Here is a 14,336-nt window from a genome sequence, read left to right as displayed (position 1 = left end):
AGGTCGTGTCCGGCTTCGGGGTGTCCGACTGGTTTGGCATGCTGTGCGTGATGCGGCGAGTCACGCTCGTGATTCTTCGCACATTTGTTCGAACTAGTGGTAAAATGGCATTAGATGCCTGGAAATAGCGAAGGTAGACCAGCTGTGGCACTCAAAAAGTCGGACCTCTACTCATCCCTGTGGGCAAGTTGCGACCAGCTTCGAGGCGGCATGGATGCCTCGCAGTACAAGGACTACATCCTCACGCTGCTGTTCGTGAAGTACGTCTCCGACAAGGCGAAGGCCGACTCGGCCAGCCTGATCGACGTGCCTGATGGCGGATCGTTCGACGACATGCTGGCCGCAAAGAACGACAAGGAGATCGGCGACAAGTTCAACAAGATCATCGCCAAGCTCGCCGACGCCAACGATCTGCGCAACGTCATCGACCTAGCCGACTTCAATGACGAGGAGAAACTCGGCAAGGGCAAGGAGATGGTCGATCGCCTCTCCAAGCTGGTCACGATCTTCAATGACCTCGACTTCCGAGGCTCCCGCGCCGAGGGGGACGACCTGCTCGGTGACGCCTACGAGTACCTCATGCGCCACTTCGCCACCGAGTCTGGCAAGAGCAAAGGTCAGTTTTATACACCGGCCGAAGTGTCGCGCATCCTCGCGAAAGTCGTCGGCATCGGCGCGCACACCCGCCAGGATCAGACTGTCTACGACCCGGCCTGTGGCTCCGGCTCACTCCTACTCAAGGCGGCAGCTGAGGCTCCACGCGGTATGTCGGTCTACGGCCAGGAGAAGGACAACGCCACCTGGGCACTGTCCAAAATGAACATGATCCTGCACGGCAACGAGATCGCCGAGATCTACAAGGGCGACACCATCACGAGCCCGCAGACCGTGGCGGGTAGTCACCTCAAGACCTTCGACTTCGTGGTCATGAACCCGCCGTTCTCGGTGAAATCCTGGAACAACGGCCTCGAACACGACTTCAACCGCTTCGAGTACGGCCGCCCTCCGGAGAAGAACGGCGACTACGCGTTCCTGCTACACGCGCTGACCTCGCTTAAGAGCACGGGTAAAGGGGCGATCATCCTTCCACACGGCGTGTTGTTCCGAGGTCATGCCGAAGCCGGCATCCGTAAGCGCCTGCTGCAGCACGGGTTCATCAAAGGCATCATCGGCCTGCCCGCCAACCTGTTCTATGGCACGGGCATCCCCGCCTGCATCGTCATCCTCGACAAAGAGAACGCGGTCGGACGTACCGGCGTGTTCATGATCGATGCGTCCAAGGGTTTCATCAAGGACGGCAACAAGAACCGTCTCCGTAGCCAGGACATCCACAAGATTGTCGACACCTTCAACAACCAGCGAGAGATCGATCGGTACTCGCGCATGGTGCCGATGAGCGAGATCGCCGCCCCGAAGAATGACTACAACCTCAATATCCCGCGCTACATCGACTCCTCCGAGCCCGAGGATCTGCAGGACCTACAAGCACATCTACACGGCGGCATCCCTAATCGCGACCTCGATCTGCTCGACGATTACTGGCAGGCGTTTCCGCAGCTACGCGCGCAGCTCTTCCAGCCGAACCGTCCCAGCTACAGCGATCTGACACTCGACGTAAGCGAAGTGCAACAGGCCATCCTGGACTCCGCTGAGTTCCAGAAGCTCGCCAATGAAGTGCGATCGATCACGACCGATTGGTACGACGCACATCGAGATGCTCTCGCCGCGATCGACGCCGACACGAAGCCGAACGAGCTGATTGCCACGATCGGGGACGATCTGCTGGAACGCTTCAAGACTGTCCCGTTGCTCGACGAGTACGACGTCTACGAACAGCTCATGACCTACTGGCACGCCACGATGCACGACGATGTCTACCTGGTCATGGCCGACGGATGGCTGAACGCTGCCAAGCCGCGCAAGACCATCGAAGTCAAGGAGCGCAAGCTCTCCGAAACCCCCGACCTGGTTGTTGGATCGGGTCGTAGCGCTACAAAGTACAAGATGGACCTCATCCCGCCAGCACTCATCGTGTCGCGCTACTTCGCCGACGAGCAGGCCGCCATCGACGACCTCACCGCTGCAGCCGAGGAAGCCACCCGCACCGTCGAGGAGTACATCGAAGAACATGCCGTCGAAGACGGCCTGCTCGCCGATGCTATGGACGACGAAAAGATCTCCAAGGCGCTCGTGGCCGCACGACTGAAGGCGATCAAGACCAGCGGCGATCCCGACGAGATCAAGGCGCTACAGCACGCCGCCAAGCTGTACAGTGCCGAAGCCGCCGCCAAGAAGACCGTCAAGGATGCCCAGTCGGAGCTCGACCGTGCCACTCTGAAGAAGTACGGCGACCTGACCGAAGATGACATCAAGACGCTCGTGCTCGATGACAAGTGGCGGACGACCGTCGTGCACCGCGTCTCGGACGAAGTCGAAGCACTGACGCTCGACCTGGTTGCGCGCATTCAGCAGCTCGGCGAACGATATGCCGAGACGGTTGGCGATCTTGATACTGAACTTGTGAACCTCGAAGCCAAGGTTGCGGGACATCTCGCCGCGATGGGAGTCGAGTGATGACTCTTGCACCGTGGCCCGAAGAAGAGATTCGGTCGTTTGCGTCAATCGGAACTGGAGCCAAAGACACCAAGGACCGCGTCACGAGCGGCAAGTATCCGTTCTTCGTCAGAAGTCAGAAAGTCGAGCGCATCAACTCCTGGTCGTTCGACGGTGAAGCTGTGCTGACGGCCGGCGATGGTGTCGGCACAGGCAAGGTCTTCCACTACATCGATGGCAAGTTCGACTACCACCAGAGGGTCTACCGAATCAGCGACTTCCGGTCTGACGTGTCGGGGCGGTACTTCTTCCACCAGTTCAGCCGGAACTTTCTTGCGCGGATCGAGTCGCTGACGGCCAAGTCATCGGTCGACTCCGTTCGCATGGAAACGATCGCCGGGATGCGGATCCCTCTGCCTGAGCGAGCTGAACAGGACCGCATCGTTCAAGCGGTTGACGACGCCGACGATCTGATAGCGACCCTCGAACGCCTAATCGCCAAGAAGCAGGCGATCAAGCAGGGCATGATGCAGCAGCTCCTGACCGGTCGCACCCGCCTATCCGGATTCAGTAGCCCATGGAAACCTCGGCGATTAGGCGATCTGCTAACCTACGAACAGCCGGGCCGATACTTGGTATCGAGTGCAGATTATTCCGATTCTGGTATCCCTGTTTTGACGGCAGGAAAGACTTTCTTGCTTGGGTATACAACTGAGAAGAATGGCGTATTTGACGCCGTTCCAGTCATCATCTTTGATGATTTCACAACTGCATCGAAGTTTGTTGACTTTCCATTCAAGGCTAAGTCTTCAGCAATGAAAATGCTGTCAGCACGCCCTGGGGTTGACTTACGCTACCTCTACGAACGAATGCAGCTCATAGAGTTTGTGGCTGTCGATCACAAGCGCCGGTGGATTGCCGAGTACAGCAAGATTGAGATTGACGTGCCCGACCAGCAGGAGCAGGAAGCCATCGCGACGATCCTGGATGTTGCGCAGCTGGAGATCAAGCGACTGCAACAGCGCCTGACAAAAGCGCAGCTGATGAAGACTGGCATGATGCAGCAGCTCCTGACCGGTCGCATCCGCTTGCCCGTGGAGGTTTCGTCATGAGCGATGTTGGCCAAGTCGAGCGCAAAGCACAGGATCGCGTAGTCAGACTGTTCGGCGAACAGCTCGGCTATGAGTATCTTGGCAACTGGGAAGGCCGCGCGGGAAACTCGAATATCGAGCGCCAGCTGCTGATTCAAAACCTCAGGGCGCGCGGCTACGACGACAACCTGGTCAATCGTGCGCTCGACAAGCTCGACAAGGCTGCGGCGGTGGGTGCTGGTCACGACCTGTACGAAGCCAACAAGGATGTCTATAGCTTGCTTCGTTACGGCGTGAAGGTGCAACCAGGCGCCGGTGAGAATTTCGAGACTGTCTGGCTCGTCGACTGGGCCACGCCTGAGGCTAATCACTTCGCGTTAGCCGAAGAGGTCACGATCGCCGGGGAGCACACCAAGCGCCCCGACATCGTTTTCTACGTTAACGGCCTCGCACTGGGAACGCTGGAGCTCAAGCGCTCGAAAGTGGCGGTCTCCGAAGGTATCCGGCAGACAATTGGCAACCAAGACAAGCAGTTCATCCGCTCATTCTTCTCGACTGTCCAGTTCGTCTTCGCCGGCAACGATGTCGAGGGGCTGCGCTACGGCGTGATCGACACGCCCGAGAAGTATTGGCTGGAGTGGAAAGAGCCCTCGGACGTCGAGGACCCGCTCGACCGGGCGCTGCTGCAGCTCTGCAACAAAGATCGCTTCCTTGAGCTGATCCACGACTTCATCGTGTTCGATGCTGGCGTCAAGAAGGGGCCGCGTCACAACCAGTACTTTGGTGTGAAGGCTGCGCAGGAACGTATCGCCAAGCGTGAGGGTGGCATCATCTGGCACACGCAGGGCTCGGGCAAGAGTCTGACGATGGTGTGGCTCGCCAAGTGGATTCGGGAGCACCAGGACGATGCGAGGGTTCTGCTGATTACCGACCGCACCGAGCTGGACGACCAGATCGAAGGGGTGTTTAGCGGCGTCAACGAGCAGATCTACCGCACCAAGAGCGGCGCAGACCTGATAAGCACCCTCAACGCGTCCCAAGAATCGCTGATGTGCTCGCTGGTGCACAAGTTCCGTGAGGCCGATACCGACACCGACGATGACGACGCGACAGCTGACATCATCAAAGAACTTAACGCCAAGATTCCTAAGGACTTCAAGGCCAAAGGCAACATCTTCGTTTTCGTCGACGAGGCGCACCGCACGCAGTCGGGCAAGATGCACACCGCGATGAAGGAACTGCTCCCGGGCGCGATGTTCATCGGCTTCACTGGTACGCCACTACTGAAGGCGGACAAGGCCACTAGCATTGAAACCTTCGGCTCATTCATCCACACCTACAAGTTCGACGATGCAGTCAAAGACGGCGTGGTACTCGATTTGCAGTACGAGGCTCGCAACATCGATCAAGACCTCACGTCACCCGACAAGGTCGACAAGTGGTTCGAAGCCAAGACCAAAGGCATGACCGACCTATCGAAGGCAGAGCTGAAGAAGCGCTGGGGCACAATGCAAAAGGTTGTGTCCAGCGAACCGCGCGCCCGCCAGATCGTCGACGACATCCTGATGGACATGGAGACCAAGCCCCGCCTGATGGACAAGCGTGGCAACGCCATGCTGGTCGGTTCGTCGATCTACCAGGCGTGCAAGTTCTATGAGCTGTTCAACGCCACCGACCTCAAAGGCAAGTGCGCGATCGTCACCAGCTACACCCCGAACGCCAGCGACATTTCCAAAGAAGACTCCGGCGAAGGCAAGACCGAGAAACTGCGCCAGTACGACATCTACCGCCGCATGCTGGCCGACTACTTCAGCGAGTCCGAAGACGCCGCGATGGGTAAGGTCGAGCAGTTCGAGAAGGAAGTCAAAGAGCAGTTCGTCAAGCATCCTGGTCAGATGCGGCTGCTGATCGTGGTCGATAAGCTTCTAACAGGCTTCGACGCACCGAGCGCCACCTATCTCTACATCGACAAGAAGATGCGCGACCACGGCCTGTTCCAGGCGATCTGCCGCGTCAACCGACTCGACGGCGAGGACAAGGACTACGGCTACATCGTCGACTACCAGGACCTGTTCAACTCACTCGAAGACGCGATCACCGACTACACGTCCGGTGCCCTCGACGGCTACGAGAAGAAGGACATCGACGGTCTCCTGAGTGACCGCATCGAGAAGTCACGCGAAGACCTCGACGATGCCCTTGAGCGAATCCGGGCACTCGTCGAGCCCGTAGCACCACCGAAGGGCACGCTGCAGTACCAGCAGTACTTCTGTGCCAAGGACCAGGGCAACGCCGAGCAGCTCAAAGCCAACGAGCCGAAGCGCGTCGAGCTATACAAAGCGGTGTCGGCGGTGTCCCGTGCCTACAGCAACCTCGCCAATGAGATGACCGATGCCGGCTATAGCGAGGCCGAGGCGGCCGCGATTAAGACGGAGATCGCGCACTACATCGACGTGCGAGCCGAGGTAAAGCTCGGTGCTGGTGAGGAAATAGACTTCAAGCAGTACGAAGCCGGGATGCGCTACCTACTCGACACCTACATTCGGGCCGATGCCAGCGAGGTCGTATCGGAGTTCGAAGACACTGGCTTGGTCGATCTGATCGTCAAGCTCGGCGCAGGAGCAATCGACAAGCTGCCGCCAGGCATCAAGAAGGACCCCGAAGCTGTCGCTGAGACGATCACCAACAACATGCGCAAGGTGATCATCGACGAGCACGCCATGAACCCTAAGTATTACGACAAGATGAGCGAGCTACTCGACGCCATCATCGAACAGCGCCGCCAACAGGCCATCGATTACCAGGCGTACCTGGCAAAGCTGCTGGAAGCCGCTAAGCAGCTAGGCACCGGCGAAGGTACCGGCCACAGCTACCCAGACTGGGTCAACGACGGCGCACGCAAAGCGCTCGTCGACTTCACCTGGCCCGACGTCGAGATCGCGCGCAGTCTGGACGAAGCCGTGCGGACAACGAAGCCCGATGCCTGGGTCGGTAACCCGCTCAAGGAAAAAGTCGTCAAACGTGCGCTGCGCCGCACCCTGCCCGACGAATACGGCGATGACAAACTCAACGAGGTGTTCAACCTGGTGAAGGCTCGCGATGAGTACCGCTAGCGCCTACCTCAGCATCCGAGGCATCGACGTTGACGTGATCTACAAGGACATCAAGAATCTGCACATTGGCGTCTATCCGCCGCTAGGGCGCGTTCGGGTCGCGGCGCCGAAACGGCTCGACGATGAGCAGGTGCGTCTCGCGGTCATCCAGCGGCTGCCGTGGATCAAACGCCAGCGTGAGCAACTCACAGCAGCCCCGCGCCAGAGTGAGCGTGAGATGACAACAGGCGAGAGTCACTACGTGTGGGGCGTTCGTAAACGCCTCAAGGTCGTTGAGCGTCCCGGCCGGGCACACCTCGAGCCGGAGAGTGATCGACTTGTCCTTTACGTGCCACCTGGGACCGATGCCGAGAATCGACGCCGCTACCTCGACCGGTGGTATCGCGAACAGCTACGACATGCCCTGCCCGATCTGATCACGGCCTGGGAGGGCAAGCTTGGCGTGGCCGTCCCCAAGTGGTCGATCCGACGCATGAAGACCAAGTGGGGGTCATGCAACCGCGAAACCAGGCACATCTGGTTCAACGTCGAACTCGCAAAGAAGCATCCAGACTGCCTCGAATACATCGTCGTCCATGAGATGACGCATTACTTCGAACGAAATCACGGGGAACGGTTTACGGCGCTGATGGACCAGTACTTACCTGACTGGCGAAGTCGGCGGGAACAGCTCAACACTTCTCCTCTCGCCGCCGAGGATTGGGGATGAGTACGAGGGAGGGAGTACCAGCGCTTCTTTCCCTGAGTCCGGTCTACGCACCTGACCACCATCAGGACTATGTAGAGATTCTGGCGACCGAACTTACGAAGTCTGGTACTGATGCACCTCGAAACATTGCACTTACGGGCCATTATGGTAGCGGCAAGAGCAGTGTTCTTATCGAGACGCAACGCCGCCTCGCGGAGAGTGTCGGGGTTATCAATCTGTCTTTGCCCAGTCTGGGTGTGGGCGACGGGCGTATTCCGGAGGATGGAAACAAAGCCCTCGACAAAACGAACCTGATTCAGAAAGAAATCGTCAAACAGCTACTATATCGGCAGAAGCCGTCGGCCATGCCAGCCTCACGGTATAACCGACTGGATGTTTTCGACAAGTGGCGAGCTTTGGCGGTCGCAGCGGCTTTCGGTGTTGTTGTGACAGGGGCTGCGCTCCTTGCGAAAGTGCCGAATAAGGTGCAGGAGTCGTTGCCCCCGCAAGCGTGGACGTGGATTAACGAACATCTCTGGGGCAACTTGGCAGGGCCAATCCAGTGGTCAAGCTTGCTGGTCGTATTCATACTCAGCGTGCTGGCCGCAGTCTGGGCGCAGCGGCTGTTACAGCAGCGTATCCGAGTGACGGAACTGGCCGCAGGACCGACAAAGGTCACACTTTCTGACGCATCGTCGTCCTATTTTGACGAGTATCTCGACGAGATTGTATATTTTTTTCAGACCTCGAATACCTCGGTCGTAATATTTGAGGATCTCGACCGGTTCAAGGATCCATATATCTTTGAGACGCTTCGCGAGCTCAATATGCTCCTTAATAATGCCGAGCAGACTGGACCATCGCCAATCCGGTTCGTATATGCCATTCGGGACAGTATCTTCGAGCAACTCGATACGACCTCTACTGGTGGTCCTGACGGCACTGAGGGGAACGAGGGCTCGGCAAACGAGGGCGAGGTTCGACGCCTCACTTCAACTAACCGGACGAAGTTCTTTGACCTTGTTGTCCCAATGGTGCCATTTATCTCGCATCGGACATCGCGTGATCTGATCCGACAGGAATTGGATGCGGTCGTTCCTCACCAGCGACCAGGAGATGCCGTTGTCGACATTGTCGGAGCGCATCTAACCGATATGCGCCTAATTAAGAACATCTGCAATGAATACGAGGTTTTCAGGCGGCGGATCTTGTCGGGTAGCGGATTAGACGAGCTGTCTGCCGACCGGCTCTTTGCGTCGATCGTTTACAAGAACCTATACCTAGTTGACTACGAGAAGATCCGAGACGGCACGAGTCGGCTGGACACGTTATACCGTGCGTACCGGGGATGGGTTGCCCAGCAGACGGCTGCTGCCCGACGCGCGGAACGCGCGGCTCGGGCACGCCTGCGCAGGGTTGACGGCATCGCCTCGCGTAGTGCGAGCCTGGGAGCACGACTTCAGGAGGTCTTGCTAGCTAGGACGCAGCTCGACATCGGCGCATCTGCCATCCAAGTCAAAGCGGCAGACTCGAACTTTAGCTTTGCAGACTTGGAGACTCCCGAATTCTGGCGCGCGTATATCGGAGGGCGCGGAGAATTGACTGTGCACTACCGCCAGCACTATCAGCCCGAGAGTGCCAAACTGTCGTTTGAGAAGGTTCAGGCGATCATGGGTTACCCGCTTACTCCAGAAGACTGGACGGAGGAGGTCCGAACTGATATTAGCGGCGAGATCGCGACGGCCATAGCAAACCGGCGTATCGCGCAGCACGCCTCGATGACCGATGCGTTTGCGGAGACTGATCGTGTTTTCTTGTACCGTGGCGTAAATCAATCGATTACCGATGTTGCCGCCGAACTGTTCGAAGGTGCGGACGTCGTACTGGAGCTTCTGCGAGCTGGTCTCATCGACGAGAATTTCACCCTCTACATCACGCAGTTCCCCGGGCAGGCGATCAGCGCCTCTGCGATGAACTTCATTATTAAGGCAGTTCAGCCCGACTCGATGGACATCGAATATCACTTTGGAGCTGATGACGAGGTCGATACGACCGACATCTTGGCGGTACTTAACGCCGAGGAAGTCCGGCTGCTGGGGGGCCAGAGCGTCTACAATATCGAGCTATTCGACTACCTGCTAAAAGAAGATCCCAACAAACTCGACGAACCGATTAGACGATTGGCTGCGGCTGCCGACAGCGACCGTACTTTCATCGACGCCTATCTGGCATCAGGGAACTTGGCGAACGAGCTGGCGAGGAGCTTGAGCGCTTGCTGGTCCGGCATCTTCAATTATCTTCTAGCGCAGGATGGGGGCACGCGTGATGAAGGTTTGCTGGATGCCGCGCTCGGCGGAGTCGAGCCGGACCTGACCTATTCCCTGGGCAATCAGCAACGAGCCGTGCTATCGGCGACGCTACCGCAATTGTCAACCATCACCGCAGCCCAGTCAGCGGATCGGGCGGGCGCTATCGCGGCGACTTTGGAGCAAATGGGTATTCGTGTTGAGGAGCTGGGCGGCGTCGCCGAGCCACTCCGGGCCGAGCTGGCGTCACGCAGTCTATATCCAGTCACACTGCCCAACCTCCTTGCGTTGTTCGATGACAACGAGCACCTGCCACTCGATCGCATCAAGAGTTCAAAGGAAGGGGACGTCTATCAGCACGTTCTCGCCCACCTACCGGACTATCTCGCTGCTCTGGACGAGACTACGGGTGTTCCTGCCGTGGCCGATGCCGAGCAGTTCACCGACGTGCTTGCCGACGCAGGGAAAGCGAACATCGACGTGACAGAAGACGTTGCGCGACGAGCGAACGCCGAGTGCATGGTGGAAGACCTCGATCTTATCGAGAAGCCCCTTTGGCCGGCAGTGGTCAGGGCACATCGGTTAGTTCTCACGGCTCGCAATACCGCCGCCTACATCGCGGAGTATGGGGTTGACCTCGACCTAGCGGAGTGGTTGCGGATCGTAGGAACAGTGATTACGGTGCCCGCCGGAGATTCGACCCCGCTTGATTCCCTCGCCCTGAATCTACTCAATGCCGCGTCGCCGCTCGGGGATGATGCGACGCTTCGGCACGTCGAAAGTCTCGAACTCGGTCCGGGTTCCATTGCTGCCGCTGACCTGCAGAAGCGCGCCCATACTATGCTGCCTGCACTGGTCGAGAAGGGCATTGTTGTGGATGACGCCGAGGCGTACACGAGCCTGGAGGACGACGAGTGGGCTATCAAGGAGAACCTGATTCGGGTCGCCTCAGGGTTTCCGGGGTATATGACTGATCTGCCATTCAGTACCAACGAGCTGTTCTGGATCGCGGCATCGCGGCTTGTGCCCGACACCGTCAAGGATACCCTCCTCACGGAGTTTGGCACTTTCGAGCCGAAGCTTGGCCCAAAGGGTGCGAAGGCTATCGCCGATTGGGCGATCAGTAGGGGACGAACACCAACACCCGAAGTTACCGTCGCCCTGGCTGCTGAAGGTGGAGCTGCGACAGCGCGGCCAATCCTCGAGCTACTTGGTAACCAGGCCTCAACGATGGACTTGGCGTTGCTGAAGGAAGCGCTGAACGCACTTGGCAAACCGTACAGTCAGTTGACTTCACCAGGGTGGGATCGACCAAAAGTCGATATGAACACTGGGGTTGCGGCGGTTCTGGGCCGACTCAAAGAAGCCAACATTGTGAGCAAGTTTGAAGAGAATCACAAGAAGGGTGTCTTTGAGGTTAGTAAGCGACACTCGTGATCCCACTCATGGGTAGCGCATCACTATTAGTATCGTGCTCCTTGGGGTCGAATAGTGACTCCTTCCCGCCTGAGAACGTTTAGAACGGTGGTACGTCCAATCCCAACTTCTTCAGCGACCGCCCGACTCGTCATCCCACTCGCGTAGAGCTGGACCACCTCACCACGTAGTTCGTCAGTGACTCGCGAACGGAGTCGTCGGCGCTCGGATTGTGCTTGGTCAGGGCGCCGGTCGATGGATCTTGGGGTGTTGGCCTTAGCGCTGGCGAGGACTACCAGAAACGACCCCCACCAGGTGATCACCCGGTGGGGGTCGATTCATTTCCGTCCTACTCGAGCGGGCCTCAGCTCATCTGATGCGGCGGCACCTCGTCGTAGCTGATCGCATGGTCGCCGGCGCGTCTGTTCCACCAATAGGTCAGCGCCCACAGGAGTACGCCGATCAGCAACAGCCAGCCGGCGATCACATACTGCTCGGGATCGCGGCCGGTGACCGGCAGGGTGAGGTATCCGCACGTGACGGCACCGAGCACGGCGACCGGTGTGGAGGTGCGGAAGTGCTTGTGCTCCACCGTGTCCCGGCGGAGCACCAGCACCGATACGTTGACGACCGTGAACACCGCGAGCAGCAGCAGTGCAGTGGTGCCGCCGAGGAGCCCGACGATGGAGCTCTTCGGGTCGGAGCTCACGTAGGTGAGCAGCAACAGCGCGATGACCGTGGTGAAGATGACCGCCGCGAACGGGGTCCGGCGTCCCGGGTGCACATACGACAGGAATTTGGGCAGCACGCCTCGTCTGGCCATGCCGTAGAGCAGACGACTCGCCATCATCATGTTGATCAGGGCGGTGTTGGCGACCGCGAACATCGAGATCCACGGCAGCAGATCCGACATCGGGAAGTTCGGTGCCGCGGCCTGGACGACGTCGACGAGCGGGGTCTCGCTCTCGGCCAGCACGCCGACGGGCACGATCGCCACCGCGCAGATCGCGATGAGGACGTAGATCGCGGCGGTGATACCCAGGCCGCTCAGCATGACCTTCGGGAAGATGCGGGTCGGCTCCTTGCACTCCTCGGCCATGTTCACCGAGTCCTCGAAGCCGACAAGAGCGAAGAAGGCCAACGAGGTCGCGGCCGTCACCGCGATGAAGACGTTCTTGTCGTCGGGACTCTCGAAGGCCACCACCGCATCCCAGTGCTCGGCGTTGCCGCCGACGATGAACCAGTAGCCGATGAACAGCACGAGCAGCAGACCGGTCAGCTCCACGAGGGTCAGGACGACGTTGGTGCCGACGCCCTCGGCGACGCCGCGGAAGTTGATGAACATGACGAGCAGCAGGAAACCGACGGCCACCGCGTACAGGGCGGGGTTCGTGGCGTCGGGGGACTCGCCGCGGAACGCGGTCAGCATGTTCACCGCGAACGCGCGGGAGGCCGTGGTCGCCGACGTGATGCCCGAGCACATCACCGTGAACAGCACGATGAAGGTGATGAAGTGGATGCCGAAGGCCTTGTGCACGTAGAGCGCTGCCCCGGCGGCCTGCGGGTACTTGGTCACCAGTTCGAGGTAGGAGAACGCGGTGAGCGTCGCAACGGCGAAGGCGATGAGGAACGGCAGCCACGCCGCGCCCCCGACCTCGCCGGCCACCTGGCCGGTCAGCGCATAGACGCCGGTGCCGAGGATGTCGCCGACGATGAACAGGAGCAGCAGCTTCCAACCCAGTACGCGTTTGAGTTCGGGCTGCTGTTCCGCATTCTTGCCGGTCTCGCCGGCGTTCGTGCTGGCTGTCATGCGACAACGCTAGACCTCGGATGTGGGGGTCGCCGGGCGAATGGAGGCGTCGGACGTCAAATGGCCGGGCGGTGGGAAGAGGCCTCGGCGCGACTGTGCGAAACTATCGCCCATGAGCAACGGCACCCTGATCCTGATGCGTCACGGCGAGAGCGAATGGAATGCGTCCAACCAGTTCACCGGATGGGTGGACGTGGCGCTCACGGACAAGGGCAAGGCCGAGGCCGTACGGGCCGGTGAGCTGCTCGTCGAGCACGATCTGCTGCCCGACGTCCTGTACACCTCGCTGCTGCGACGCGCCATCTCGACGGCGCAGATCGCTCTCGACACCGCCGACCGCCACTGGATCCCGGTGGTCCGCGATTGGCGTCTGAACGAGCGTCACTACGGTGCGCTCCAGGGCCTCGACAAGGCCGACACCCTGGAGAAGTACGGCCACGAGCAGTTCATGCTGTGGCGTCGCAGCTACGACACCCCGCCGCCGGCCATCGAGCCCGACGCCGAGTACAGCCAGGTCGGCGACCCGCGGTACGCCGACCTCGACGAGGTGCCGCTGACCGAGTGCCTCAAGGACGTCGTGGCGCGGATGATCCCGTACTTCACCGAGACGATCGCCGCCGACATCCAGGCAGGCAAGACCGTGCTCGTCGCCGCCCACGGCAACTCGCTCCGGGCGCTCGTCAAGTACCTGGACGGCATCTCCGACGAGGACATCGCGGGTCTGAACATCCCCACCGGCAACCCGCTGCGCTACGACCTCGACGAGAACCTCAAGCCTCTGAACCCGGGCGGCACCTACCTCGACCCCGAGGCGGCCGCGGCCGGCGCGGCCGCGGTGGCGGCCCAGGGCCAGAAGTAGCCTCTCCGACACGCCTTCGCCGCCCGCAGACGCCGGGCGGTGAGCGCGTAACATAATCGTCATAGCTTCTTGGGTGTGACGCGCGCTACATTAGACGCTATGGCGGATGTGGGCACCCTGCGGATCGATCATTCACCTGCTCGGGAACGGTATGAGGCGATGCTCGCCTCCGATTCCTTCGGCGAGGACGAGGTGGTCGGGTACCTCGACTATGTCTCCGAGCCGTATCAGGTCGTGCTCACGCACACAGTGATCCGCGAGCAATACAGCGGGCACGGCTATGCGGGACAACTGGTTCGGTTCGTCCTCGAGGACATCCGGGCGAGTGGCAAGCAGGTCGTGCCGGTCTGCTCGTATGTACAGCGTTTCATCCAGCTCCATCCGGAGTTCGCCGACATGGCGGTGCCGGTCCCCCAGTGATCCGCGCCGCCGGCGTGGGCTCCACCCGCCGACGGTCCGACCCGGCGGCCGCAAGGCCTTCGGCGAACGGCACGTGAACA

Annotated in this window: 9 protein-coding genes; 7 read left to right on the top strand and 2 right to left on the bottom strand. The window is 59.8% G+C overall.

Features of this window, described 5'->3' with window-relative positions:
* Positions 1–144 precede the first annotated feature (144 nt).
* From C5O27_RS00375 to C5O27_RS00355, 5 genes are read left to right on the top strand one after another with little or no spacing between them, the layout of a single operon-like run.
* A complete protein-coding gene (locus tag C5O27_RS00375) occupies positions 145–2,574 on the top strand; it encodes a type I restriction-modification system subunit M (RefSeq protein ID WP_208651407.1) in 2,430 nt (809 codons plus the stop codon).
* Complete coding sequence (locus C5O27_RS00370; RefSeq protein ID WP_127961600.1) at positions 2,574–3,665, top strand: restriction endonuclease subunit S; 1,092 nt, start codon at positions 2,574–2,576, stop codon at positions 3,663–3,665. Before C5O27_RS00375 ends, C5O27_RS00370 begins: the two co-directional genes overlap by 1 nt.
* Entirely contained in the window at positions 3,662–6,757 is a 3,096-nt protein-coding gene (locus C5O27_RS00365; protein ID WP_127961599.1) for a type I restriction endonuclease subunit R, read from the top strand. The genes C5O27_RS00370 and C5O27_RS00365 overlap by 4 nt, the downstream gene beginning before the upstream one ends.
* Positions 6,744–7,466: a M48 family metallopeptidase gene (locus C5O27_RS00360; protein ID WP_127961598.1), complete on the top strand. Its 723-nt coding sequence runs from the start codon at positions 6,744–6,746 to the stop codon at positions 7,464–7,466. Before C5O27_RS00365 ends, C5O27_RS00360 begins: the two co-directional genes overlap by 14 nt.
* A complete protein-coding gene (locus tag C5O27_RS00355) occupies positions 7,463–11,188 on the top strand; it encodes a YobI family P-loop NTPase (protein WP_127961597.1) in 3,726 nt (1,241 codons plus the stop codon). Before C5O27_RS00360 ends, C5O27_RS00355 begins: the two co-directional genes overlap by 4 nt.
* A gap of 26 nt (positions 11,189–11,214) precedes the next feature.
* Here the strand turns inward: C5O27_RS00355 and C5O27_RS23185 are convergent, their stop codons facing one another.
* Together C5O27_RS23185 and C5O27_RS00345 are read right to left on the bottom strand one after the other, a co-directional pair.
* Positions 11,215–11,490: a helix-turn-helix domain-containing protein gene (locus C5O27_RS23185; RefSeq protein ID WP_425269587.1), complete on the bottom strand. Its 276-nt coding sequence runs from the start codon at positions 11,488–11,490 to the stop codon at positions 11,215–11,217.
* A gap of 41 nt (positions 11,491–11,531) precedes the next feature.
* Entirely contained in the window at positions 11,532–12,977 is a 1,446-nt protein-coding gene (locus tag C5O27_RS00345; RefSeq protein ID WP_075862739.1) for an APC family permease, read from the bottom strand.
* 112 nt (positions 12,978–13,089) lie between these two features.
* On the opposite strand from C5O27_RS00345, the gene C5O27_RS00340 reads away from it, so the two are divergent.
* Positions 13,090–13,836 (top strand): phosphoglyceromutase, encoded by a 747-nt coding sequence (locus C5O27_RS00340; RefSeq protein WP_127961596.1) that lies wholly within the window; start codon positions 13,090–13,092, stop codon positions 13,834–13,836.
* 99 nt (positions 13,837–13,935) lie between these two features.
* Positions 13,936–14,256, top strand: a complete 321-nt coding sequence (locus C5O27_RS00335; protein ID WP_006358522.1) for a GNAT family N-acetyltransferase — start codon at positions 13,936–13,938, stop codon at positions 14,254–14,256.
* Positions 14,257–14,336 lie beyond the last annotated feature (80 nt).

Source organism: Gordonia alkanivorans (assembly GCF_004011905.1).
GTDB lineage: Bacteria > Actinomycetota > Actinomycetes > Mycobacteriales > Mycobacteriaceae > Gordonia > Gordonia alkanivorans.
The sequence above is the reverse complement of the archived record's forward strand: the minus strand, read 5'-3'. Positions and strand labels throughout refer to the sequence as shown.

What these genes read in the sequence shown, in the direction of transcription:
- C5O27_RS00340 (WP_127961596.1), top strand. Translation starts at nt 13,090, where the DNA reads ATGAGCAACGGCACCCTGATCCTGATGCGTCACGGCGAGAGCGAATGG.
- C5O27_RS00345 (WP_075862739.1), bottom strand. Translation starts at nt 12,977, where the DNA reads ATGACAGCCAGCACGAACGCCGGCGAGACCGGCAAGAATGCGGAACAG.
- C5O27_RS00335 (WP_006358522.1), top strand. Translation starts at nt 13,936, where the DNA reads ATGGCGGATGTGGGCACCCTGCGGATCGATCATTCACCTGCTCGGGAA.
- C5O27_RS00360 (WP_127961598.1), top strand. Translation starts at nt 6,744, where the DNA reads ATGAGTACCGCTAGCGCCTACCTCAGCATCCGAGGCATCGACGTTGAC.
- C5O27_RS00370 (WP_127961600.1), top strand. Translation starts at nt 2,574, where the DNA reads ATGACTCTTGCACCGTGGCCCGAAGAAGAGATTCGGTCGTTTGCGTCA.
- C5O27_RS00365 (WP_127961599.1), top strand. Translation starts at nt 3,662, where the DNA reads ATGAGCGATGTTGGCCAAGTCGAGCGCAAAGCACAGGATCGCGTAGTC.
- C5O27_RS00355 (WP_127961597.1), top strand. Translation starts at nt 7,463, where the DNA reads ATGAGTACGAGGGAGGGAGTACCAGCGCTTCTTTCCCTGAGTCCGGTC.